Below are 23,910 nucleotides of genomic sequence, written 5' to 3' on the forward strand. Positions count from 1 at the left end.
CTCATGCAGGACAACCTCGCGAACGAGACCTTCCCGGCCCTGGAGCTCGGCATGCAGGAGCTGGAGGCCATGGAGGCCCCGGGCTGGTGGACCGGTATCGGCGTCAGCGCCGGCGTGGTCGTCACCTCGGCGGCGGGCTACGGCTCGTACGTCGCCTCCGCGGCCCTCATCGCCACCTGAGAAGCCCGTACCGCACCCGGCGGTACACCCCGCGCATCCCGCACGACATCCCGCACGTCCCGCTGAACCACCCACACGGAACAGGAGCACGTCCCATGCAGGACAACCTCGCGAACGACACCTTCCCCGCCCTGGAGCTCGGCATGCAGGAGCTGGAGGCCATGGAGGCCCCGGGCTGGTGGACCGGTATCGGCGTCAGCGCCGGCGTGGTCGTCACCTCGGCGGCGGGCTACGGCTCGTACGTCGCCTCCGCGGCCCTCATCGCCACCTGAGAAGCCCGTACCGCACCCGGCGGTACACCCCGCACACCCACCGAGCACGACACACACGGAAACAGGAGAACCCCATGCAGGACGTCCTGAAGCAGGAAATCGTCACCGAGAACCTGGAGCTCGGCATGCAGGAGCTGGAGGCCATGGAGGCCCCGGGCTTCTGGTCCGGCTTCAAGCAGGGCCTCGTCATCAGCGGCGTCGCCGTCGCGAGCGCCACGCTCGCCACCTGATCGCACCGGCAGCCGCACCGGCTGCCCCGATCACAGCGGACCGGACCGCCGGTCCCCCAGGGTGACTCGGTCCCGGGGCGGTGGCGAAAGCCACCGCCGCGGGCCCCCGCACCCGGACCACGCACCACACGCACAGACCAGAAGGAAGAGGGACCATGCCGAAGGAGACCCCCCGCAAGGGGACGAACGGCCAGCTGGGCACCACCGCCGCGCTGCTCGCGCTGGCACTGGCCGTCGCCAACGCGCAGCTGACCGGAGCCGCACTCGTCGCCGTCATGACCGTCATCGGCCTCGGCCTCGTCGTCTGCGCCGCCAAGGTCGGCGCCAACGTCGCCGCGGACAAGCGATGAGCGCCGCCGGCGTCGTCCGCGCCTCGGGCCTCACCAAGGAGTTCGGCCCGTTCACCGCCGTGCAGGACGTCACCTTCGAGGTCCGCCCCGGCCGGGTGACCGGACTGCTCGGCCGCAACGGCGCCGGCAAGTCCACCTCCCTGCGCATGCTCCTCGGCCTCGTCCGTCCCACCTCCGGCACCGCCACCGTCTTCGGCCGCCCCTACACCGAACTCCCCGACGCCGCCCGCCGCGTCGGCGTCTGCATGGACGGCATCGGCCCCACCCCCGGCGCCTCCGGCCGCCGCGACCTGCGCATCTGGGCCCGCACCCTCGGCGTCCCCGCCTCCCGCGTCGACGAGGTCCTGGACCGCGTCGGCCTCACCGACGGCGCCGACCGCGCCGCCAAGGGCTACTCCACCGGCATGAAGCAGCGCCTGGCCCTCGCCACCGCCCTGCTCGCCGACCCCGAACTCCTCGTCCTGGACGAGCCCGCCAACGGCCTCGACCCGGACGGCATCCGCTGGCTGCGCGACACCCTGCGCGCCCTGGCCGCCGAAGGCCGCACCGTCCTGGTCTCCAGCCACCTCCTCGCCGAGGTCGAGCAGACCGTCGACGACGTCGTCGTCATCCAGCGCACCCTGCGCTTCGCCGGCTCCCTCGCCGAACTCACCTCCGACGGCGCCCACCGCCTCGAAGACCGCTTCTTCTCGCTGGTCGACGGGGACGCCGAGACCGCCGCGCGCACCGAAAGGCCGATCCATGCGTAACGTCCTCGCCGGCGAGTGGATGAAGGCCCGGACCGGCCGCACCTGGCTGGTCCTCGCCACCGCGGGGATCTTCATGTCCCTGCTCACCTGCTTCGGCTACGCCTCCACGGGCGACGAGGCCATCGCCCTCGGCAAGACCACCGCCGCCGCCGTCACCGACGACATGGCCCAGGCGTGGATGATGACCTTCCTGATGTCCGCCGTCTTCGGCGGCATCCTCGTCACCCGCGAGTACCACTCCGGGGCCATCGCCCGCTCCGTCCTCCTCAGCGGCGGCCGGCTGCGGCTGCTGTCCGCGAAGGCCCTCGTCGCCACCGCCGCGGGCCTCCTCAACGGGCTCCTCGCCGCCGCCCTCGCCGTGCTGTGCGCGTTCACCCTCCCCGGCCACTTCGGCTACGAGGGCGACTGGACCGGCCACACCACCCGCATCGTCCTCGGCGTGATCACCGTCAACGTGATCGCCGCCCCCTGGGGCGCGCTCCTCGGCTGGATCATCCGCAGCCAGCTCGCCACCGTCGTCACCGTCATCGCCCTGACCCTCCTCGTCGAGCCGGGCCTCCAGGAGATCGCCCCGAAGGCCGCCGCCTACCTGCCCACCATCGCGATGAGCTCCGTCTACCTCGACGGCAAGCCCGAGCTGCTCTCCGTACCGCTCGCGCTCCTGGTCCTCGCCGGCTGGCTCGCCGCCGCCGGGACCGCCGCCCGCCGGCTGCTGCTCTCCCGCGACGTCATCCAGGGGTGATCCACACATGTCCACCAACACGCTCCTCCGGAAGGCCGCCCCCGGGCGGGCCACCCAGCGGGCCGCCACCGGCGCCGACGACCTGGACCCCGCCCTCCTGGAACGCCCCCGCCTCGCCGCGAACGTGGAGATCCACGAGCCCATCGAGAGCGGCGCCCCCTGGGTCCTCCAGCGCGGCAACCACCGGCACTTCCGCCTCCAGCCCGACATGGCGCGCCTGGTCCGGGCGATGGACGGCACCCTCGACCACACCGGCCTCGCCGAAGTCCTCGGCCCGCCGTGGACCGCGCAGCACGTCGGCACCGCCGTGCACAAGCTCGCCGACTCCAAGGTCCTCGACGACGGCGAGCCCGCCGAACGCCGAAGCACCTGGTTCCGCTTCGTGCCGCCGATGACCCTCCAGTTCACGGTGCTGCACCCCGAGCGGCTCCTCGCCCGCCTCGCCCCCGTGATCCGGCTCCTCGCCGGCCGCACCTCGGCCGCCGTCGCCGCCGCGTTCGTCCTCGGCGGGATCCTCGCCCTCGCGCTGATGGCCCCCGACGTCGACGCGGCGCTCGGCCGGCCGCTGCCCTTCCTCGCCTACTTCGGCGTGATGGTCGGCGTCCTCGCCACCACCGCCGTCCACGAGGTCGGCCACGGTGCGGTCCTCACGTACTACGGCGGACGGCCCAGCCGCATGGGCTTCATGCTCTTCTACATGTCGCCCGCCTTCTTCTGCGACGTCTCCGACGGCTGGCGGCTCTCCCGCAAGGAACAGCGCGTCCGGGTCGCCCTCGCCGGCATCGCCACCCAGACCGTGATCGCCGGCGCCGCCGCCCTGACCGCCCTGTTCACGGCGCCCTCGGACCTGCGCGACGCCGTCATCGTCTTCGCCGTCGCCACCTACTTCAGCGGCATCGTCAACCTGCTGCCCTTCGTGAAGCTCGACGGCTACATCGCCCTCATGAGCCACCTCGACGTCCCGCACCTGCGCGACCGGGCCATGACCGACGCCCGCCGCTCCCTCGCCCGGATCCTCTTCGGCGGCCGCGGCTACACCCGCGAACTCCCGGGCCGGCGCTGGACGGTGGCCTTCGGACTGGCCTGCATGGCCTTCCCCCTCTACATCATCGCCGGCGCCCTGACCCTCTGGTCCGACCTGCTCCAGCGGCTCGGCGCCGTCGGCACCAGCACCGTCCTGACGGCCGTCTGCTACCTCGTCTACCGCCTCGGCCTCGGCTTCACCAAGCTCATCTCCGAAGGCCGCACGGCCGGCGCCCCGCTGTGGCGCGTCATCGCCGCGGCCGTGTTCCTCACCGGGGCCGCCGGGGCCGCGCTGGGCCTCGTCAAGGCCCCGTACACCGTCGCCGCCGGATACGTCGCCCACGACGGGGGCCGCGTCGACCTGGTCCTGCCGAACACCGCCGACCTGTCGTCCGTCCGCCCGGACTCCGCCGTCCGCTTCTACCGGGCCGGACTGATGACCACCGAGCAGACCGGCACCGCGACCGTTGCCGCGACGACCCGCACCGAGACCACCGCACCCATGTCGGCCTTCTTCCCGGTCGCCGCCACCCCGGTCCGCATGCCCGTCGTCAGCCTCCCGCTGACCGTCGGCCAGGCCCCCGCCGACCAGGTCGGAGCGGCCCGGATCGACCTCGGCGAACTCCCGCTGGGCGAGTGGCTGTACGTCAAGTACGTCGCCCCGCTCTGGCGCCGGTAGCGCCCCCTCCGCCTTCTCCTTCCCGTCCCTCCTGTCATGAACGGAGCGCACCATGGACCTTCGCTACATGAACTACTGCCAGCCCGGCAATCCGTTCTACGACGTACAGGCCACCGCCGCCGCCGACGCCAGCGTCTTCCCGGCGGTGACCGGCCCCCTCCCCGAGGGCTGGACCCGCACCGACAACACGCACTGGCTGCTGATGACCCCGCCGGACACCCTGCTGCCCGGCCAGGGCTGGAAGATCCACGTGTCGGCCACCCTGGAGAACGCCGACCGCGTCCTCGCCCTCGTCTGGGACTTCTGCGTGGCCGAGCGGGTCACCTTCAAGTTCATCCGCAGCGCCGGCATCCTCAAGCTCCGCAACAGCAAGTACGGCGACCGCGGCAGCAGCGGCAAGTTCTTCACCGTCTACCCCGGCGACGAGGCCCAGCTGGAGCGGATCCTGCGCGGACTCGGCGACCTCCTCGACGGGGAGAGCGGCCCCACCATCCTCAGCGACCTGCGCTGGCGCTCCGGCCCGCTCTACGTGCGCTACGGCGGCTTCGTCTCCCGGCTGGGCCGCTCCGAGACCGGCGAGCTCGTCCACTGCATCGAGGACCCCGAAGGCCGGCTGGTGCCCGACGTGCGCGGCCCCTCCTTCCGGCCGCCGTCCTGGGTGGAACTGCCCGGCTTCCTCGGCGAGGCCCTCGCCGCCCGCAACGCGGCCACCCTCCAGGACTTCCCGTTCCGCGCCACGAAGGCCCTGCACTTCTCCAACGGCGGCGGCGTCTACCAGGCCACCGACACCCGCGACGGCGGCACCGTCCTGCTGAAGGAGGCCCGCCCGCTGGCCGGCCTGGACGAGGAGGGCGCCGACGCGGTGGCCCGGCTCCAGCGGGAGCACTGGGCGCTGGAGAAGCTCGCCGGACTGGACTGCATCCCGCCGGTCGTGGACCACCGCAAGGGCAACGAGCACTGGTTCCTGGCCCGCGCGTACGTCGACGGCAAGCCGCTCGCCCGCGAACTCCTCACCCGCAACCCGCTCGTCAACGACGACCACACCGAGGGCGCGTACGCCGCGTACGCCGACTGGGCGCTGAAGATCGTCGACCAGGTCGAGCGGGGCGTCGAGGCCATGCACGCCCGGGGCGTCGTCTTCGGCGACCTGCACCCCAACAACATCCTCGTCCGGCCCGACGACACCGTCTCCTTCATCGACCTGGAGACCGCCACCCCCGCCGAGGACGAGTCCGCGCAGGCCATCGGCGCCCCCGGCTTCCGCGCCCCCACCGGCTACAGGGGCACCGCCGTCGACCGGTACGCCCTCGGCTGCATCCGGCTCGGCGTGTTCCTGCCGCTGACCGTCATGGCCACCTGGTCCCGGGCCAAGGTGGACCAGCTGATCGGCCTGGTCACCGAGTACTTCCCGGTGCCCGACGGCTACGCCGGGCAGATCCTGGCCGACCTCGGCCCCGACCCGCACCCCGGGCAGCTGCCCGACACCGACCCGCGGCCCCTGTGGACCGCGCCCACCGCCGCCACCTGGCCCGCACAGCGGACCACCCTCGTCGAAGACCTGCTGGCCAGCGCCACCCCGCAGCGCGAGGACCGGCTCTTCCCCGGCGACATCGAGCAGTTCTCCGTGCCCGGCGGCGGCGCCACCTTCGCCTACGGCGCGGCCGGCGTGCTGTGGACGCTCGCCGAACTGGGCCATGCCCCGGCCGACGAGCACGTGGCCTGGCTGACGGACGCCACCGCCCGCACCGCCGACATGGGCCCCGGCTTCTACGACGGCCTGAGCGGCGTCGCCTACGCCCTGGACCGGCTCGGCCGCGCCGACGAGGCCGCCGCCGTCCTGGACCGGGTCCGCCGGGCCCCGCTGGAGGACGCCGACCACAGCCTCTTCGGGGGCCTCGCCGGCATCGGCCTGACCCACCTGCACTTCGGCGACACCGACGAGGCCGCCCGGATCGCCGCGCTCATCGCCGACCAGGCCCCGGGCGGCTCCGCCGGCCGCACCCGGCCCGGGCTGCTGCGCGGCGCCTCGGGCGGGGCCCTGCTCACGCTCCGGCTGCACGAAGCCACCGGGGACCCCAAGTACCTGCACGTGGCGGGGGAGTTGCTGCGCCACGAGCTCGCGGAGGCGGGCTGGGCCGAGGCGGGCGGCTCCGGGGCCGGCGACCCCGCCGGCTCCGACGACGCCCCGTGGAAGGTGCCGTTCCTGGCCTTCGGCGGCTCCGGCCTCGGCATCGTCCTCCACGAAGCGGCGCGCCTGCTGCCCGACCCGGAGTTCCTCCGGGCACGGGACGTGCTGCGCGAGCAGGCCGGACCGTCCTTCATGCTGAACTCCGGGCTCTTCCACGGCCGGGCCGGCGCCCTGCTGGCCCTGCGCCACCTGCACGACGGGTCCGCCGCCACCGACCGGGGCGTCCGCCGCCACCTGGACGCCCTCGGCTGGCACGCGGTGCGCTGCGACGGTCACCTGGCCTTCTACGGGGACCACGGGCTGCGCCTGTCCGCCGACCTGGCGACGGGGACGGCCGGTGTCCTCCTCGCGGTGGAAGCCGCGCTGGGCGATGCTGGCCCCGGTCTGCCGTTCCTCGCGCCGGGCCCCCGATGAGCTGCCAGGAGGCTCCGATGCGCACCACCACGTACCACTTCGTCGTCGCCCCCGACGGACGCGGCCCCGAGGGCTCGGCGCCCGAACTGGCGGCCGTGCGGCTGATCTCGTTACTGCCGCCCGGCTGGGAGTACGCGCCCGAGTTCCCCGGCGGGACGGTGTCCCTGCGGCTGACCCCGCCGCCCGGCACCACCGACGAGGCCGCGCACGCGGCCTTCGCCGCCACCCTGGCCGAGCCCGCCCTGCGGGGCTGGAGCTGGGCGAACCCGCCCGCCTGACGCCCCGGACCGGTGCGGCCCCGTACCCCGCAAGGGGCCACAAGCGCGGAGCCCGCCCCAAGAGGGCCCGGGCGGTGGGACGATGGTGCGTGCCGACGAGGTCAGGTCGAGGTCACCAGGGGGTGCCATGAGCGTTGACGTCCGCGAAAGGCTTGCCGAGCTCGGGTTACGGCTGCCGGAGGTGAGCGCCCCCAAAGGGGCCTACGTCCCCGCCGTCCGCAGCGGCATCCACGTCTTCGTCGCCGGTCAGATCCCGCTCACGGGCGGGGAGCTCACCGCCACCGGCAGTGTCGGGGCCGAGGTGTCGCCGGAGCGGGCCAGGGAACTGAGCCGGCAGTGCGCGCTGGCGGCCCTGGCCGCCGCCGACACGGTCGCTCCGCTGGAGTCCGTGGTCCGGGTGGTGAAGGTCGTCGGGTACGTGTCCTCCGCGCCCGGGTTCACCCGTCAGGCCGGGGTGGTCGACGGGGCGAGCGAACTGCTCGTGGAGGTCTTCGGCGAAGCGGGCCGCCACGCCCGCAGCGCCGTCGGGATGGACATCCTCCCGCTGGACGCACCGGTCGAGATCGAAATCGTCCTGGAGGTCTCCGCCCCGGCATGACCGGCCGGGTCCCGGTGTCGGCCCGGTGCGTCGCCCCGGCGTGACCGCCCGGCCGCGCCCGCCCGCATCCGGTCACCGCGCGGCCAGGGCCAGGGCGGGGGCAAGGGCCAGGCGGGGGCCAGGGCAGGGCCAGGGCAGGGCCAGGGCGGGGTTCAGGCGATCGGGACCGCCGTGCCCGTCACCTCGATGCCCGCCGCCGGGTCCGCAGGGACGCCCACCGTGATCAGGCTCGGCCGGCCCATGTCGACGCCCTGGTGGACGGTCAGCACGGCGGGCACCTCCACCAGCCCCAGGCTCCGCAGGTACCCGCCGAGGGCCGCGGCGGCCGCACCGGTGGCCGGGTCCTCCACCACCCCGCCGGGCGGGAACGGGTTGCGGGCGTGGAAGACGTCCGCCGACTCGCGCTGCACCAGCGCCACCGTGGCCCAGCCGCGCCGCGCCATCAGCGCGCCGAGTGCGGGCATGTCGTAGTCCAGGTCGGCGAGGCGCTCCCGGCTCGCCGCCGCGATCACCGGATGCCAGGCCCCGGCGTACGCGGCCCGGGGCGGCAGCGCCGGATCGAGGTCGGCCGCCGACCAGCGCAGCGCCGCCAGCAGCTCCGCCAGATCGGCGTCGGCGAGGGGCTCCGTACGCGGCTCCACGCTGACCAGCGTCGCGACGACGGCCCCGTCCGGGCCGGCCGAGGTGGTCACCGGGACCGGGCCCGCCTGCGTGTGCAGCAGCAGGGCTCCGACACCGTGCCGCTGGGCGTGGGCCACGGCCGTCGCGATGGTCGCGTGACCGCAGAACGGCACCTCGGTCTGCGGGCTGAAGTACCGGATGTCCATCGCCCCGTCCTGGCGGGGCACGGCGAAGGCCGTCTCCGAGTAGCCGACGTCCGCCGCGACGGCGGCCATCGTCGCCTCGTCGAGGCCGGTGGCGTCCAGCACCACACCCGCCGGGTTCCCGCCCAGCGGGTCGGTGCTGAAGGCCACGTAGCGCAACAGGTCCATCACCCGAACGTAGCGGGCCCGTCACCGCGTCGTCAAAACCCGTGCGGTGTACGGAAGTTGACGATTACGGGCCGGGCCCGCCCCCCGGTGGCGGGGCCCGTCAGGCCCAGGTGAGCAGCTGCCCCGAAGTGGCCAGGCCCACCGCGAACCCCAGCGCGATCCGGCGGTCCCCGCGGCTCGGCCGCACGGCGTGGAAGAACCGCGGGTCGATCAGTAGCGCCTCGCCGACCTCCGGAGCCAGCTCGATCGACTCCGCACCCGCCACCACCGCCTCGTCGAACCCGTACCGGGCCGCCAGCCGGTACGCCTCGTCCTCCGGCTGCCAGCGGTGCCTCCACAGCACCGTCTCACCGCCCTCGGGCGGCACGCTGAGGTACAGGTTGAACGCGAACTGCCCGATCAGCGGCACGTCGAGCAGGTCCCCGTCGTACTCGCGCAGCGCGTCGTCGAAGTGGACCTGGAAGCCCTGGTTCGGCTCCCGGGCCACCCCGTCGCCCATCTCCACACCGCCGCGCCGGCCCACCGCCACCCCGCCCGGCCAGGCCGCGGCGAGCGCCTCCCGGCTGGTGCGGAACGGATCGAACGACAGGCCGAGGCCCTGCCAGGCCTCGTGGTGCCCCTCCAGCGCCTTCCAGTAGGTGTCGGCGACCCCTCCGTCCGCCATGTGATCGCTGACGCCCACCCCGAACCGCATCACCGGCGGATCGACGCGGGCCTTCCCGTACGAGTCGAACGCCTGCTGCCGCAGCGCGCCGAGCACCTCGTCACACCGCTCGCGCGGCAGGAAGGAAGGCACCCGGACGGCCGCGTACCGCCCGGCGGCCAGCCCGGCGAGCAGCTCGTGGGTGAACGCCGGCGCGGTCACGGCGCGGAAGAACGGATCGTGCGGTGGGGCCGGTAACGCACTCTGAGTGGTTCGCCCTGTGGATTGCCCTGACGTCATTCGATCGCCCCCCGGCGTCGGAAAGACAACAGAAAACAATGGCACCTATCCGGGATGCGTCCCGCTGGTCGCGCGGAACGCGGTCTTTGCGTCGAGCTCCAGTGCCTGCCGTCCGGCCTCCAGCGCTTCCATCGCGATCCGCCGGCCGACCTCCGCCTGCTCCTGCTCCAGGTCGCTGCCCGGAGCACCCCATCTGAGGGACTGGTCGTCGTTCGTATCGGTGGGGACAGCAGTCATCGGCGGACCTCCGCGCATTTCGGTGTGGGACGCGTCACACAGGGTGAGGCAACGTCAGGCTACGCGCAAGCCCGCACCGGCCGTCGGAGTTCCGCCCAACTGGTATGAAAAGAGCAGGGTTTCAGCCCGGCAACTCCCGCCGCAGCTTCTCCATCAGATCCCTGGCCTGCCCTAACAGCGGATGCTCCGGACCCACCACCCGGTCGAGGTCCCGGAGCAGGGCCTTCAGCTCGTTCACCGCTTCGGGCGTACGCCCCACGATCCCCAGGAGCACCAGCACGAACGTGTACCGGAAGCGCATGACCATGTTCGAATCCGGAGGCTGCGACGCGTCCCGCAGCGCCTCCCGGATCACCTGCTCCGCCTCCGTCGCACGCCCCTGGTCCAGCAGCGCGTGCGTCAGCGTCTCCCGCACCCGCAGGATCTCCGGCGTCGACGGCGGCCAGTGGTTGCGCCGGCTGATGTCCAGGATCTGCCAGGCCTCCGCCTCCGCCTCCGTGTGCCGGCCCAGCGCACGCATCGTCCGCGCCAGGGTGTGGCGCACCACCAGCGTGTCGTAGTGCTCCGGGCCGCGCACCTCGTTCTCCGCCTCCACGATCGAACGGAGCATCTCCTCCGCCTCCGCCTCCCGCCCCTCCTGCTCGTTGATCGCCCGCGCCAGCTTGTGCCGGCTCGCCAGCGTGTCCGCGTGGTCCTCCGTCAGGATCCGGGTCCGCGCCCGCACCACCAGCGCCAGCACCCGCTCCGCATCCGTCAGCTGCTCCCGGTCCAGATGGATGCGTCCCTGCTCGTGGCGCAGCCCCAGGATCTCCCGGTCGTCGATGTCGAACCCGAAGGACGCGCAGCGCTCCACCATCGGCAGCACCAGGTCGTACGCCGGCCCCAGCAGCCCCGTCGCGATCAGGTACCGGGCCGTCAGCCGCGCCAGCTCCAGCGCCTCCGTGCGCACCGTCCGGTCCGACAGCTTCAGGTCACCCAGCAGGCACGCCCGCGACACCTCCAGCGCGTGCGGGGCCAGCGCCGCCCACAGCGGCCAGTTCGCCGGATGGTCCGGATTGCGCAGGTGGGCGGCCTGGAGCACCATCCTCACCGCCAGCCCGTAGTAGTCCGCGGGCCGCTCCCGCACCTCCCGGTCCTCGCGCAGCACCCCGTGCACCACCGGATGCAGGGTCAGCACGTGGGCCAGGTCGCGCTCCGCGACCCCCTCGCGCTGGTAGGCGTCCACCAGCCCGAACTCCTCCAGCCCCGCCAGGGCCACGTGCGTACGCATCTGGGTGATCCCCGGGAACAGCGGCGACTGGCCGAGCAGCGGCACGCTGACCAGGCAGCGGTAGGGCACCGGAGCGATGCTCAGGCAGGCGAACACCTTCAGCAGGGTCGCCGCCTGCGCCAGCTCCTGCCGGCTCAGCAGGTCCATCGCGATCCCGCAGACCTTCTCCACGATCTCCCGGCCCAGCAGCTCGCTCAGGTCCGGCCCCGCCTGGCCCGGCGCGGCCGCCACCCGCGCGGCGACCGCCCGGCCGAAGGTCTCGAAGTCCCGGATGTCGCTGTCCAGGGAGATCTGGCTCTCGCTGACCGCCTTGATCACGTCACCGGCGTGCCGCAGCGCCAGCGGCAGCCCGCCCAGCTGCCGCGACAGCCGCCGGGCCTCCTCGTTCGTCCCGCCCAGGCCGCCCGTCCGCTCCAGCAGCATCGAAGCCCCGTCGTCCTCGCCGAGCGGCACCACCTGGTGGACGACACTGGCCTCGCCCCACGTCTGCTGGCGGCGCACCCGGCTGGTGACCAGCACCGTGCCGTTCGTATTCTGCGGGCGGCGCAGCCAGCCGTTGCCGTCCGCGACCTGCCCGTCGCGCGGACCCAGCCGCTCCGGGTCGTCCGCGTTGTCGAAGATCAGCAACCATGGGTCCGGGCACGCGTTGAGCAGCGTCCACACCGTGTCCATGGCCGTGCCCAGCAGCCACGCCCGCTCCACCGTGATCGACGGCGCCCCCAGGTCACGGGCGATCATCCGCATGCGCAGGCTCAGCTCCGGCATCGACACCCACCACACCCGCAGCCCGGTCCGCTGCGCCCGGTCGGCGACCTCCAGCGCCAGCCGGCTCTTGCCCGACCCGCCGAGGCCCGACAGTACGTGGACCTGCTGGCGGGCCTCGTCCGACAGCAGCGACGCCACCAGGGCCAGCCGCTCCTGCCCCTTCAGCTTGCCCTCCTCCAGCTGCCCGTACGGCGGGGGCGGGAACGGCGCCAGGTCCGGCTCCCCGGCGGCGGGCGGCGGCAGCAACGGCCGGCCCGCCGCCTCGGCGGGATTGCGCGGCATCAGCGGCCCCACTCCGCCCGCGTGCGCCGGCTCCTCGCGGGCCGCCTCCAGCAGCGCGGCGCGGACCGCCCGGTAGGGGGCGGCGGTGCGGTCGGCGGGCTGGACTATGGAGAAGTGGTCGGCGGTGATCACGCCGCCCTTGGGGAACACCCCGCGGGCGACGACGGGCGGCACGATCTCGTCGGAGGAGCCGCCGTAGGCGCGCACCGGTATCGGGCACTCCTTGTCGCTGTACGTCCGCGCGTGGACGACGGAGCTGAGGACGGTGCGCTGGGCCTCCGTCACCGCCCGGTCGAAGGGGCGCAGTTGCTTCTCCTGCGGGTGGCTCCACAGCTTGAGCCACCGGCGGACGGTGAGGAAGAAGCCGGAGCCGGTGTTGGGGCAGGCGAACATCGTGAAGTGCCTGATGCGCGCCAGGTCCCTGCCCTCCCCGGCCCCGAGCTTGCGGGCGAGGAACCGCTGCACGATCAGCCCCCCCTGGCTGTGCGTGACCAGCACGATCCGCTCGGCGTCGGCGAGTTCGGTCTCCAGGTACGTGCCGAGCTGGTCGGCGACGTCGTCGGTCTCGGCGATCCGGCGGTCGGGGCGCACGCTCACGAGGGGGGAGTCGTACGCGAAGCGGTGGACGCTGACCCAGCCGGCCAGCTCGGGGTCACTGGTGAGGAGCGCGTGGAACGCCGTCCACACCTTGGCGGAGGAGAACAGACCGTGCACCAGCACGAGGTGGACGCGCGTCCGTACCGCCATCGCGAACCTCCGCAGCCAGAATGGTGGTTGAAGCAGAAGGATTTCGGTCGCAGATGAAAACTTGGAGGAAGAGCTACCCGCGTCAATGATGCACGAGGGGCGACCGCAGGAGCCATAACAAGACACCCTCCGACCCGGCGCGCAACAGGCGCGCCGGTCGCGCGCCGGGGCGCGCACGGCGCGGGCAGCGCGGGCCGGGGGCGCGGGGGCGGGGCTGCGGGGTGGGGCGGGCGGGGTGGGTGCGCGACCGCCCCCACGTCTGCGGGCCGGGGGCCGGGGGGCGGCGGGGTCCACTCGGACCGGGTCGGGGGAGGTGCTGGGGGTTTCCCGTCAGTCCCATCGTCCTTCCGGGGCGGGCCGGCCTGTCAAGGGCGCTCCTTCGTCGCGTCGCTACGCGATGGCCTTCGGCCACCCTTGACAGACCGGCCCGCCCCGGAAAGCCGAAAGACTGCCGGGAAACCCCCAAAAGAACGGTCACGGGGCAAGAGGAGGAGGGACGGGCCCGTCATGGACGAGACGAGGGGCCGGGCCATGGCCGGCCGGGCATCCGGGCCCTCAGAGGCCATGATCCGGGACCGGTGGGGCTCTACCTGCACGGAAGGACGACCAGATCGGCCTGCGGACCACCCAGACGCGACAGATCGCTACGCGCTCCTCCCGGCTTGGCGTCCGACGACCGTCCGGGGCTGATACCTGCACCAGAGGTTGATCAGAGCAGTCCAGGTTGCAGGTGGGCTCGGCGGCCGTCGGCGGTCATGGGGCGTTCGGCCGGCGATGTCGAGGGCTGTGCCGTAGAGGCGGTTCACCTTCAGGCGGATGACCACTCCAGGAAGGCGGTCTCGTCCCCGGGCCTCGGGGATCATGCCGAGGAGTTCCCGGCGACCTGTCAGAGGCGCGGCGTCCCGGGCCAGTCCTTGGCGAGGAGACCGAGGATCACCTCGTCGACGAACTCGCCCAGCACCCACGCCGAGGACCGCAGGACGCCCTCGCGGACGAAGCCGTTGCCTTCGGCGGCGCGGAGCATCGCCGAGTTGTCTGCCAGGGTCTCGATCTGCAGCCGGTGGAAGCCGCGCACGACGAAGCCGTAGTGGCACAGGGTCGCCACCACGTCGGTGCCGTAACCCTTGCCCCGTGCGGAGGGGAGCAGTCCGAGCCCGATGTGCGCGCATCGGTTGTGGGTGTCGATGCCCCAGAAGGTCGCGGTGCCGACGAGGGTGCCGCCTTCCAGCTCCACGACGGAGAACGGGACGCTGTTCTGGTTCGTGTCGTCCACCACCAGCCGGGGGTCCTTGGAGCCGGGGGTGATCGGGCGCCACGGGCCGCCCTCGGCCCGTGAGCCGTTGACCACGTCGTCGTAGAGCTCGGTCCGCAGGGTGTCGATGTCGTCATCGTGCCGGGCTCTGAGCCCGACCTTGCCGCCTGTAAGCATGTGAGCTTCCTACCGGGGCGGGCTGACGGTCGGCAAACCAATAAGCGATGCTGGGCCCATGCAGTGGAAGATCCACGGAGAGCGCCCGATCTACGAGAACCACTGGTTGAACCTGTGGTTCGCCGACGTGGAGACGCCTGACGGAAGCCGCTTCGAACACCACGTCGTCAAGCTCCGCAACCTGGCCGTGGCCGCCGTCGTCAACGACCGGCGAGAGGTGCTGATGATGTGGCGCCACCGCTTCATCACCGACACGTGGGCGTGGGAGCTCCCGATGGGTCTCGTCGAGGCGGACGAGACCCCGGGCGAGGCCGCCGCCCGCGAAGTCCTGGAGGAGACGGGCTGGCGTCCGGGCCCGATGCGGCCCCTCGTCTACGCCGAACCGGCGGCCGGCATCACGGACTCCCAGCACCACCTGTTCCGCGCGGACGGCGCCACGTACGCGGGCCCGCCGACCGAGAAGAACGAGTCGGACCGCATCGAGTGGATCCCCCTGGCGGACGTCCGGGGCATGATCGACCGCCGCGAGATCGTCAGCAGCGGCTCCCTCGTCCCCCTGCTCTACGTCCTCATGGACGAAGGGATCCGCTGACCGTGCACCGTCCGGTCGGCTCTCGCGTGGGGTGCGGCGGGAGGTCTCCTGGAGCAGCCGTTCCCCCGGTTGAGATGGCCTCCAGTGCAGGTACCAGCCCCTGATGGCCGCCAGACGCCAAGCCGGGAGGAGCGCGTAGCGATCTTTCGCGCCTGTCCGCTGCCCGCGCCGCTCTGATCAACCTCTGGTGCAGGTACAAGCCCCGGACGGTCGTCGGACGCCAAGCCGGGAGGAGCGCGTAGCGATCTGTCGCGTCTGGGTGGTCCGCAGGCCGATCGGGTCGTCCTTCCGTGCAGGTAGAGCACCACCGGTCCCGGATCATGGCCTCTGAGGGCCCGGATGCCCGGCCGGCCATGGCCCGGCCCCTCGTCTCGTCCATGACGGGCCCGTCCCTCCTCCTCTTGCCCCGTGACCGTTCTTTTGGGGGTTTCCCGGCAGTCTTTCGGCTTTCCGGGGCGGGCTGGTCTGTCAAGGGTGGCCGAAGGCCATCGCGTAGCGACGCGACGAAGGAGCGCCCTTGACAGGCCGGCCCGCCCCGGAAGGACGATGGGACTGACGGGAAACCCCCAGCCCCTCCCCGACCCGGGCCGAAGGAGTACCGCCCCCGCACCCCCGCCCCAGGGGCTACCGCCCCAGCAGCACCGTGCCCGAGGAGCAGAACCAGCCTCCCGTGCCCGAGGCCAGGGCTACCTCCGGGAGGTGGCCGTCCGGCCGTCTGACCTGGCCCGGGCCCGCCTCGCCACGGAGCTGGCGGACGGCTTCGACCAGGAGGAAGAGGCCCCGCATGCCCGGGTGGCAGGCGGAGAGGCCGCCACCGTCGGTGTTGACCGGGAGTTCGCCCTCCCTCAGCAGGCGGCCCTTCTCCACGAAGGCCCCGCCCTCGCCCTTGGCGCAGAAGCCGAGGTCCTCCAGCGTCACCAGGGTCATGTACGTGAAGGCGTCGTAGATCTCGGCGAGGTCCACGTCCGCCGGGGTGAGGCCCGCGCGGGCGAAGGCCTGGGGGCCCGAGACCGCCGCCGGGGAGACGGTGAAGTCGTCCCACTCCGACATGGTGGTGTGGGAGACGGACGTACCCGTGCCCAGCACCCACACCGGGTCCTTCGCCGTGTCCGGTACGTACTCCTCCGCCGCCAGCAGGACCGCGCAGCCGCCGTCCGAGCGGATGCAGCAGTGGAGCTTGGTGAAGGGGTCGGCGATCGGATCCGACGAAAGGACGTCCTCCACCGTGATGGGGTCCCGGAACATGGCGTCCGGGTTCGTCGCCGCGTTCGCCCGCGCCTGGACCGCCACCGAGGCGAGCTGCTCCAGGGTCGTGCCGTACTCGTGCATGTGCCGTCGCGCGGCCATCGCGTACTTCGACACGAGCGTGTGGCCGTACGGCACCTCGAACTGGAGCGGTCCCCGTGCCCCGAACGACAGGTTCGAGGTGCGCCGCCGGGCCTTGATGTCGGCGCGGGCCGTCGAGCCGTAGACCAGCAGGACGGCGTTGGCGTGGCCGGCGGCGATGGCGTCGGCGGCGTGGGCGGCCATGACCTCCCACGTCGACCCGCCGACGGACGTGGAATCGACCCAGGTGGGCCGGAGCCCGAGGTACTCGGCGACCTCCACCGGGGCGAGGACGCCGAGGCCGGCCGAGGCGAAGCCGTCGATGACCGAGCGGTCCAGGCCGGAGTCGGCGAGGGCGCGGCGGGCGGCCTGCGCGTGCAGGGCGTAGGGGGTCGGGCCGTCGACCCGGCCGCAGTCCGAGAGGGCGACGCCGACCACGGCGACCCGGCGGCGGGCGGCGGGCGGGGACACGGGTGCGGACAGGGGTCCAGACAGGGGTCCAGGCATGGGAGGACCGTACAGCTGACGTACCGTCAGATGCTAGGCCGCGCACCCGAACGTCCCGGCCCCGCCCCCTGTGCATCTCGTCCCCGCAGCCCTAACATGACGCCCCGTCAGAAACGGGGAGGAGCCCGACGATGGATGCCGCCTTCACCGCGGAGCAGGACGAGATGCGCCGTACCCTGCGCGAGATCCTGGGCAAACGCTGCGGTCCGGACGAGGTCAAAGCCGCCGTCCGCACCGACGCGGGACACGACCGCGAGCTGTGGCAGCAGCTCTCCCGGCAGCTCGGACTGCCGGGCATCGCCATCGCCGAGGAGTACGGCGGCGTCGGCTGCGGCCCCGGCGACCTCGCGCTGGCCTGCGAGGAGGCCGGGCGCGCGCTGCTGCCCTCGCCGCTGCTGGCCACCGCCGCCCTCGCCGCCCCGCTGATCGCAGCCCTCGGCACCGAGGGGCAGCGCTCCGCCCTGCTGCCGCGGCTCGCCGCCGGGGAGCTGACGGCCGCCCTGGCCGTCCCCGGCCCCGCCCTGGCCACCGCACTCGCCCTGACCGGCGACAACGCCCCCGGTGACTGGGCGGGCGGGGGCCGCGCCGGCGGGGTCCAGGCGCGCCGCTCCGAGGACGGCTGGCGGCTGTACGGGGAGGTGTCCCAGGTGCTCGACGGGCACAGCGCGGGCCTGCTCCTCGTCGCCGCGCACACCGGCGGCTTCGCCCGGGGCCGGACCCTGCTGTTCCTCGTACGGGAGGACGCGCGCGGCCTCGTACGGCACCGGCAGCCCACCCTCGACGAGACCCGCCCCCAGGGCCGCGTCCAGCTCCGGGACGTCGCGGCGGAACTCCTCGGCGACCGGGAGGCGGACCGGCACACGGCCCCGCACCCACACCCGCAGACGGACCCGCACCCGCACCCACACCCGCACCCCACAAGCCCGTCCACGGACGCGGAAGTCGCCGCCGCCGCCGACCCGCTTCCGGCCCTCGCCGCCGCCGGGCGGGGCGCGGCCGCCGTCCTCGCCGCCGAGGCGGTCGGCGCGGCGGACCGGGCCCTGGCCCGCACCGTGGAATACGTGCGCGGGCGCGAGCAGTTCGGCCGGGCCGTCGGCTCCTTCCAGGCGGTCAAGCACCGCCTCGCCGACCTCTACGTGCAGGTACAGGCGGCCCGCTCCGCCGCCTACTACGCCGCCTGGGACCCCGAACAGAGCGGCCTCGCCCTCGCGCAGGCCCTGGAGGCCCTGCGGAACACCGCCGGCGAGGCGATCCAGCTGCACGGGGGCATCGGCTTCACGTGGGAGCACGACGCCCACCTCTACTTCAAGCGGGCGGCCGCCGACGAACTGCTCTTCGGCCCCGTCCACCGCCTGCGCGCGCACGCCGCGCACCACGCAGGCCTCTTCGACCCGTCCGCCTCCGCGTCCGCGACCCCAGAGAGGGTGGCCGTCTGATGGCTCCCGCCGCTCGCACCGCTCCCACGGCCCTCGGCGTCAGGTTGATGCAGAAGGTCTCCTCGACGCTCCTCTTCGCCAGGATCGCGCCGCATTTCATCCCCGCCATGGACAAGGCCGTGCACCGGCTGACCCGGGGGAAGGTCATGCTCAGCGCCCGGATGCTGCCGGGGGTGATCCTGACCGCCCGGGGGGCGAAGACGGGCGAGCCGCGCACCACGCCGCTGGCGTGCATGCCGGAGGAGGGAGGCGTGAGCTGGCTGCTGATCGGCTCCAACTTCGGCCGCCCCGGCCACCCGGCCTGGACCGGGAACCTGCTCAAGAACCCGGACGCGGACGTGAGCTGGCAGGGGCAGGACATCGCCGTACGGGCCCGGCTGCTGGAGGGGGCCGAGCGGGCTGCGGCGTGGCAGGCGGTCCTGAAGTTCTGGCCGCCGTACGCGACGTACCAGGCGCGCATCGAGCGCGAGATCAGGCTGTTCCGCCTGGAGCGGCGCTGACCGCGGGCGCGGTCTGACCCGGGGGTGCGGTCTGGCCCGGGGGTGCGGCCTGGCCCGGGGGCGCGGTCCGACCCGAGGGCGTGCCCGGGGCCGGGCGGGGCTGTGGCGGACCCTCCAGGGGGTCCGCCGTCACCTGGTCGGCTTCTTGCCGGTCATGCCCAGGTGCACGAGCAGGGCCAGGTTCGGCTTGAGTTCGGCCTGCTTGACGCCCCAGGTCTGGAAACCCTTCTGGTGCGAGGCGACCGCGGCGAGCATGGCGACGAGCGAGCCGGCCATCGCCGCCGGGCTGAGGTCCTTGTCGACCTTGCCCTTGGCCTGGAGTTCCTTCATCGAATCCGTCAGGGAGTTGGTGACGGAGTTCAGGATCTTCATGCGGATCTTGTAGAACCGCTTGTCGCCCTCGGCGGCTCCGAGGTCGACGACCCGCAGGATCGCGTCGTTGCGCCGCCAGAACTCGAGGAATCCCTCGACGAGTTCCTCGGCGGCGGCCCAGCCGGCCTTGCCGACCCAGTTGCGGCCCTCGACGAGCGCCGTCAACTGGGCGCCCTCCGTGGCCATTTGCTCGGCGATCTCCAGGACGGCACCCTCGACGTCCGGGAAGTACTGGTAGAAGGTCGCGGGGGAGGTACCGGCCTTGCGCGCGACGTCGATCACCTTGACGTCGCGGTACGGCGAGGAGCTGAGCATCTCGCTGAGGCAGTCGAGCAGCTTCTGCCGCGTCGCCTGGCCGCGCCGGCCGGCGACACGCCCGTCGACGGTGCGTACTTGTCCTGTCATGCCGTCAGCTTACCGAGGGGGGATCGGCGCGCTATTCGGCCGCCTGCAAATGGGGTTACGGGGCCGCCGACCTGCCCCGGAGGCCCCTCGCGCGGGCTCCGGCGGCGGGTTCCGGCCGTCGTGCGGGGCGGGGGTGCCCCGGCCGTACCGGGCGCTATCCCCCGAATAGTCTTATCAACAGGCTGTGGACAAGTTTTCGGGCGGAACATGGCTCATGGGCATGAAACACCCGCTGTCGGGACAAGCCCACCAAGCTACCGCGCACGACCGGCACCCCCGCACCACCGGCGCCGCCGCAACCACCCGCACGACCCCGCACCACCCACCCGACCCGGCGCCAACCGCACCACCCCGCACCACCCGCAGGACCCGCACCACCCGCACCACCCGCACGACGGAAGGAACCCGCCCCATGGCCGCAGCCGCATTCGCGGAAGGCTCGCCCTGCTGGGTCGACGCCTCCCTCCCGGACGTCGAGGCGGGCAAGCGCTTCTACGGCGAGCTCTTCGGGTGGACCTTCGCCGACCCCGCCGGCGCCGAGTACGGCCACTACACCCAGGCCTACAGCCGCGGCCGCAACGTCGCCGCCCTCGCCCCCAAGCCCGACGGCCGCATGCCCACCGTCTGGGGCGTCTACCTGTACACCTCCGACGCCTACGCCTGCGCGGCCCGCATCCGTGCCGCGGGCGGCCAGATGGTGATGGACCCGCAGCCCGTCGGCCCGTACGGCACCGCCGCGATGGCCGCCGACCCCGGCGGGGCCGTCTTCGGCCTGTGGCAGCCCGGCACCCACCACGGCTTCGACGCCCAGGACGAGCCCGGCACGTACTGCTGGGCGGAGGTCTACACGCGGGCCCGCGACGCCGTCGACGTCTTCTACGCCAACGTCTTCGGCTACGTCCCCCAGGACCAGGACGACTCCGACACCGGCGTCGAGTACCGCGTCTGGTCCCCGCCCGGCAGCGCGCCCGGCCCCGACAGCGCCGTCCTGGGCCGCAGCCTGATCACCGACGCCTTCCCGGAGATCATGCCGGCGCACTTCCTCGTCTACTTCGCCGTCCCCGACTGCGACCGCGCCGTCGCCACGGTGCAGCGGCTCGGCGGACGCGTCACGGCCGATCCGTTCGACACGCCGTACGGGCGGATCGCGGTCGTCGCCGACAATCAAGGGGCCGTGTTCGCCCTCCTGTCGGAGCCGCGCGCGAACGCACACCCGTAGCCGGGGCCGGACCAGGCGCGGGCCTGACAGAATCGGGTCGTACCGGTGCGCGCGTGCTTGGCAGCCGCGCACGGGTGGAAGCGGGTCCGGCAGGGGCCCGTACGGGGAGGTAGTGGAGGCGAGTGGTGGAGCAGCTGACGCAGCACGACCCGAGACGGATCGGCCCCTTCGAGGTGCTGGGACGGCTCGGCGCCGGCGGCATGGGGCTGGTCTATCTCGCACGGTCGGCGTCCGGGCGCAGGGTCGCCATCAAGACGGTGCGGACGGAACTCGCCGAGGACCAGCTGTTCCGGGTCCGGTTCACCCGCGAGGTGGAGGCGGCGCGCGCCGTGTCCGGCTTCTACACGGCGGCCGTCGTCGACGCCGACCCGCGTGCGGCGGTGCCGTGGCTGGCGACCGCGTACGTCCCGGCGCCCTCGCTGGAGGAGATCGTCAACGAGTGCGGGCCCATGCCCGCCCAGGCCGTACGGTGGCTCGCGGCCGGCATCGCCGAGGCGCTGCAGTCCATCCACGGCGCGGGGCTGGTCCACCGCGACCTGAAGCCGTCCAACGTGCTGGTCGTCGAGGACGGCCCCCGGGTGATCGACTTCGGCATCGCGAGCGGGGTGTCCAACACCCGGCTGACGATGACGAACGTCGCCGTCGGCACCCCGGCGTACATGTCGCCCGAGCAGGCGAAGGACTCGCGCAGCGTCAAGGGCGCCAGCGACGTGTTCTCGCTCGGCTCGACCCTCGTCTTCGCCGCGACCGGGCACCCGCCGTACCACGGGGCGAACCCGGTCGAGACGGTGTTCATGCTGCTGCGCGAGGGCCCCAACCTGGAGGGCCTGCCGGACGAGCTGCGGCCGCTGATCGACTCCTGCATGCAGATGGACGCCACCCAGCGCCCGACCCCCGCCGATCTCCAGGCGCAGCTGGCCCCGCACCTGTTCGACGGCGGCGACGACAGCGGGACGGCCTCGGCGTGGCTGCCGGAGCGGGCCGTCGCGATGATCGAGAGCCGCCGCGCGGGCAACCGTACGGGGACCACCCCGGCCCCCGTGGGCTCCCCGGCGCCGCCCCCCGGCCCGTCCACGCACCGCAGGCCCCCGCGCGGCGCCGCCGACCCGTGGGTGGACCCGCGGACCGGCCAGGCCCTGCCGCCGCGCCCGGACCGGCCGCCGCTGACCCCGCCTCCGGTGCCGGCCCCGGCTCCGGTCCGGGGCGCCGCCCCGGTGCCGGTGTCCTCGATGCCGGGGATGCCCGTACGGCTCGCCGGTTCGCCGGTGCCGATCGGGCCCGGGCCGCGCGCGACGGCCTCCGCCCCGGTGGGGCACGCCGCCGCGGACTCGGCGACGGGCTGGGTGCGCCCGCCGGCCGGCACCCCGGCGTCGGCCGTGGCGCCGGTGGCGACCCCGTCGGTACCGGCCCCCGGGCCGTCGCCGGACAGCGGGCGCTGGCGGCCGTGGCGCTTCCGCATGTCGAACGAGGTGTGGGGCACCCCGACCGTCGCGGGCGACCTGCTGTACGTCACCTCCTTCGAGGTGCACGCCCTGGACGTCGGCAGCGGCCGGCGCCAGTTCAAGACGCGGGACGTGGCCTGGTCCATGGCCGTCGCCGACGGCCGCATCCACGCCTCCGACGGGCCGTCCCTGTTCGCCCTCGACGCGAAGGACGGCTCCGAGCGGTGGCGGCTGAACGCCGACGCCTGGGTGTACGCGCTGCGCGCCGAGCGGGGCACCGTCATCACCGCCACGCGCGGCGGCGGGGTCCAGGGCTGGGAGGCCTCCAACGGCCAGAAGCTGTGGGAGCTCAGCGGCGCCCAGTCCGACTTCGAGACCCCGGAGGCGGCCCCCGTCCTCCACGAAGGCACCGTCTACGTCTGGCAGGACGCCCGGCTGCGCGCGCTGGACGCGCGCTCCGGCCAGGAGGCCTGGTCGTACCCGGTCGGCGACGCGGCCTCCTGCGGCAACGTCCCGGTCCGTGTGACCCCGGCCCCCGACGGCAACGTCTACGTCGCCGCCGGCACCCGTGTGCTCTCCGTCGACCGGGCGTCGGGCCGGGTCCGCTGGCACTTCGAGGCCCCGGCGGTCTTCCTGGCCCCGCCCGCCTTCGCGCCCGGCCCGGCGGTCACGGGCGGCGGGGTCTACCTCGCCGACTACCTGGGCACCGTCTACGCCCTGGACGCCGCCACCGGCAAGGACCGCTGGCGCATCGCCACCGAGCCGCGCCCCGCCGGGGACCCGGTGCTGGTGGCGAACGGCAGCGTGCACCTGGGCGCGGGCAGCGCCCTGTACACGCTGGACGCGGTGACCGGCACCCCGAAGTGGCGGTTCGCGGCGGGCGGCGAGATCACCGGCCCGCCGGTGGTCGCGGACGGCCGCGTCCACTTCGGCTCGGCCGACCACTGCCTCTACACCCTGGACGCGGCGGGCGGCCAGCTCCGCTGGAAGCTGGCGACGGGCGGCGAGATCACCGGCGCCCCGGTGGCGGAGGCGGGCGTGGTGTACGCGTGCAGCAAGGACCGCTGCGTCTACGCCCTGGACGCCGCGAAGGGCACGGGCACCCGGACGGGCGGCTGACCTCCCCCGGAACACCGCGGAAGGCCCCCGCCGGACCCGGCGGGGGCCTTCGCGCGCACGACCGACCGGCGGGTCCGTGGCCCCTCCGGGTCGCGTTCCGCACCGGGAGTGACAGGATGGGACCCATGAGCAACGTTTTCTTCGACATCACCATCGACGGTGCGCCCGCCGGCCGCATCGTCTTCAGCCTCTTCGACAAGGTCGTCCCGAAGACGGCCGAGAACTTCCGCCAGCTGGCCACCGGCCAGAACGGTTTCGGCTACGCCGGCTCCGGCTTCCACCGCGTCATCCCGCAGTTCATGCTGCAGGGCGGTGACTTCACCAACCACAACGGCACCGGTGGCAAGAGCATCTACGGCGCGAAGTTCGAGGACGAGAACTTCGACCTGAAGCACGACCGTCCGTACCTGCTGTCGATGGCGAACGCCGGCCGCAACACCAACGGCTCGCAGTTCTTCATCACCACCGTCGTCACCTCGTGGCTCGACGGCAAGCACGTCGTCTTCGGTGAGGTCGTCGAGGGCCAGGACGTCGTCGACAAGATCGAGTCCCTGGGCACCCCGTCGGGCTCCACCCGGGCCAAGATCGAGATCGCCGCTTCCGGCGTCGTCGAGGGCTGATCCC

Annotated in this window: 23 protein-coding genes; 16 read left to right on the forward strand and 7 right to left on the reverse strand. The window is 73.5% G+C overall.

Features of this window, described 5'->3' with window-relative positions; translation table 11 throughout:
- The first annotated feature begins 3 nt into the window (after positions 1 to 3).
- The 10 genes from AC069X_RS20155 to AC069X_RS20200 all read left to right on the forward strand — a co-directional run bounded on the left by AC069X_RS20155 (position 4) and on the right by AC069X_RS20200 (position 7,703).
- Complete coding sequence (locus AC069X_RS20155; protein ID WP_478729960.1) at positions 4 to 180, forward strand: daptide-type RiPP; 177 nt, start codon at positions 4 to 6, stop codon at positions 178 to 180.
- Between the two features lie 95 nt (positions 181 to 275).
- On the forward strand, positions 276 to 452 hold the full coding sequence (locus AC069X_RS20160; RefSeq protein WP_470972693.1) for a daptide-type RiPP: 177 nt from the start codon (positions 276 to 278) through the stop codon (positions 450 to 452).
- A gap of 74 nt (positions 453 to 526) precedes the next feature.
- On the forward strand, positions 527 to 682 hold the full coding sequence (locus AC069X_RS20165) for a daptide-type RiPP (protein WP_478729961.1): 156 nt from the start codon (positions 527 to 529) through the stop codon (positions 680 to 682).
- Positions 683 to 837: 155 nt separating this feature from the next.
- Positions 838 to 1,032: a hypothetical protein gene (locus AC069X_RS20170; protein ID WP_478729962.1), complete on the forward strand. Its 195-nt coding sequence runs from the start codon at positions 838 to 840 to the stop codon at positions 1,030 to 1,032.
- Positions 1,029 to 1,781, forward strand: a complete 753-nt coding sequence (locus AC069X_RS20175) for an ABC transporter ATP-binding protein (RefSeq protein WP_478729963.1) — start codon at positions 1,029 to 1,031, stop codon at positions 1,779 to 1,781. The genes AC069X_RS20170 and AC069X_RS20175 overlap by 4 nt, the downstream gene beginning before the upstream one ends.
- The gene (locus AC069X_RS20180) at positions 1,774 to 2,523 is read left to right on the forward strand and encodes an ABC transporter permease (protein WP_478729964.1); all 750 of its coding nucleotides are present in this window, start codon (positions 1,774 to 1,776) and stop codon (positions 2,521 to 2,523) included. The genes AC069X_RS20175 and AC069X_RS20180 overlap by 8 nt, the downstream gene beginning before the upstream one ends.
- A gap of 7 nt (positions 2,524 to 2,530) precedes the next feature.
- On the forward strand, positions 2,531 to 4,225 hold the full coding sequence (gene mpaP, locus AC069X_RS20185) for a daptide biosynthesis intramembrane metalloprotease (RefSeq protein ID WP_478729965.1): 1,695 nt from the start codon (positions 2,531 to 2,533) through the stop codon (positions 4,223 to 4,225).
- A 52-nt stretch (positions 4,226 to 4,277) separates the two neighbouring features.
- Positions 4,278 to 6,827 carry a class III lanthionine synthetase LanKC gene (lanKC, locus tag AC069X_RS20190; protein ID WP_478729966.1) on the forward strand — a complete coding sequence of 850 codons (2,550 nt, stop codon included), beginning with the start codon at positions 4,278 to 4,280 and terminating at the stop codon, positions 6,825 to 6,827.
- Positions 6,828 to 6,844: 17 nt separating this feature from the next.
- Entirely contained in the window at positions 6,845 to 7,105 is a 261-nt protein-coding gene (locus AC069X_RS20195; protein WP_478729967.1) for a hypothetical protein, read from the forward strand.
- Between the two features lie 127 nt (positions 7,106 to 7,232).
- On the forward strand, positions 7,233 to 7,703 hold the full coding sequence (locus AC069X_RS20200; RefSeq protein WP_478729968.1) for a RidA family protein: 471 nt from the start codon (positions 7,233 to 7,235) through the stop codon (positions 7,701 to 7,703).
- 152 nt (positions 7,704 to 7,855) lie between these two features.
- On the opposite strand, the gene AC069X_RS20205 is transcribed toward AC069X_RS20200, so the two are convergent.
- The 5 genes from AC069X_RS20205 to AC069X_RS20225 all read right to left on the reverse strand — a co-directional run bounded on the left by AC069X_RS20205 (position 7,856) and on the right by AC069X_RS20225 (position 14,368).
- Positions 7,856 to 8,695, reverse strand: coding sequence for a PhzF family phenazine biosynthesis protein (locus AC069X_RS20205; protein ID WP_478729969.1), 840 nt, complete (start codon positions 8,693 to 8,695; stop codon positions 7,856 to 7,858).
- A gap of 100 nt (positions 8,696 to 8,795) precedes the next feature.
- A complete protein-coding gene (locus AC069X_RS20210; RefSeq protein WP_478729970.1) occupies positions 8,796 to 9,560 on the reverse strand; it encodes a 2OG-Fe(II)-dependent halogenase WelO5 family protein in 765 nt (254 codons plus the stop codon).
- A 123-nt stretch (positions 9,561 to 9,683) separates the two neighbouring features.
- Entirely contained in the window at positions 9,684 to 9,875 is a 192-nt protein-coding gene (locus AC069X_RS20215) for a hypothetical protein (protein WP_478729971.1), read from the reverse strand.
- A gap of 121 nt (positions 9,876 to 9,996) precedes the next feature.
- Positions 9,997 to 12,939, reverse strand: a complete 2,943-nt coding sequence (locus AC069X_RS20220; protein WP_478729972.1) for an alpha/beta hydrolase — start codon at positions 12,937 to 12,939, stop codon at positions 9,997 to 9,999.
- A gap of 886 nt (positions 12,940 to 13,825) precedes the next feature.
- Positions 13,826 to 14,368, reverse strand: a complete 543-nt coding sequence (locus tag AC069X_RS20225) for a GNAT family N-acetyltransferase (RefSeq protein ID WP_478729973.1) — start codon at positions 14,366 to 14,368, stop codon at positions 13,826 to 13,828.
- A gap of 58 nt (positions 14,369 to 14,426) precedes the next feature.
- Between AC069X_RS20225 and AC069X_RS20230 the strand changes: the two genes are divergently transcribed.
- Complete coding sequence (locus AC069X_RS20230) at positions 14,427 to 14,960, forward strand: NUDIX hydrolase (protein WP_478729974.1); 534 nt, start codon at positions 14,427 to 14,429, stop codon at positions 14,958 to 14,960.
- 624 nt (positions 14,961 to 15,584) lie between these two features.
- Here the strand turns inward: AC069X_RS20230 and AC069X_RS20235 are convergent.
- Positions 15,585 to 16,793 carry a thiolase C-terminal domain-containing protein gene (locus tag AC069X_RS20235; RefSeq protein ID WP_478729975.1) on the reverse strand — a complete coding sequence of 403 codons (1,209 nt, stop codon included), beginning with the start codon at positions 16,791 to 16,793 and terminating at the stop codon, positions 15,585 to 15,587.
- 131 nt (positions 16,794 to 16,924) lie between these two features.
- Here AC069X_RS20235 and AC069X_RS20240 point away from each other — a divergent pair, with 131 nt between their 5' ends.
- Positions 16,925 to 18,229: an acyl-CoA dehydrogenase family protein gene (locus AC069X_RS20240; protein WP_478729976.1), complete on the forward strand. Its 1,305-nt coding sequence runs from the start codon at positions 16,925 to 16,927 to the stop codon at positions 18,227 to 18,229.
- Entirely contained in the window at positions 18,229 to 18,729 is a 501-nt protein-coding gene (locus AC069X_RS20245) for a nitroreductase family deazaflavin-dependent oxidoreductase (protein ID WP_478729977.1), read from the forward strand. The genes AC069X_RS20240 and AC069X_RS20245 overlap by 1 nt, the downstream gene beginning before the upstream one ends.
- Positions 18,730 to 18,858: 129 nt before the next feature.
- On the opposite strand, the gene AC069X_RS20250 is transcribed toward AC069X_RS20245, so the two are convergent.
- Entirely contained in the window at positions 18,859 to 19,506 is a 648-nt protein-coding gene (locus tag AC069X_RS20250) for a TetR family transcriptional regulator (RefSeq protein WP_478729978.1), read from the reverse strand.
- Positions 19,507 to 19,918: 412 nt separating this feature from the next.
- Here AC069X_RS20250 and AC069X_RS20255 point away from each other — a divergent pair, with 412 nt between their 5' ends.
- The 3 genes from AC069X_RS20255 to AC069X_RS20265 all read left to right on the forward strand — a co-directional run bounded on the left by AC069X_RS20255 (position 19,919) and on the right by AC069X_RS20265 (position 23,906).
- The gene (locus AC069X_RS20255) at positions 19,919 to 20,725 is read left to right on the forward strand and encodes a VOC family protein (RefSeq protein WP_478729979.1); all 807 of its coding nucleotides are present in this window, start codon (positions 19,919 to 19,921) and stop codon (positions 20,723 to 20,725) included.
- Between the two features lie 125 nt (positions 20,726 to 20,850).
- Positions 20,851 to 23,286 (forward strand): protein serine/threonine kinase AfsK, encoded by a 2,436-nt coding sequence (gene afsK, locus AC069X_RS20260; protein ID WP_478729980.1) that lies wholly within the window; start codon positions 20,851 to 20,853, stop codon positions 23,284 to 23,286.
- A gap of 125 nt (positions 23,287 to 23,411) precedes the next feature.
- Positions 23,412 to 23,906 carry a peptidylprolyl isomerase gene (locus tag AC069X_RS20265; protein WP_478729981.1) on the forward strand — a complete coding sequence of 165 codons (495 nt, stop codon included), beginning with the start codon at positions 23,412 to 23,414 and terminating at the stop codon, positions 23,904 to 23,906.
- Positions 23,907 to 23,910: the final 4 nt, after the last annotated feature.

It is taken from the genome of Streptomyces sp. NPDC043896 (genome assembly GCF_056435605.1).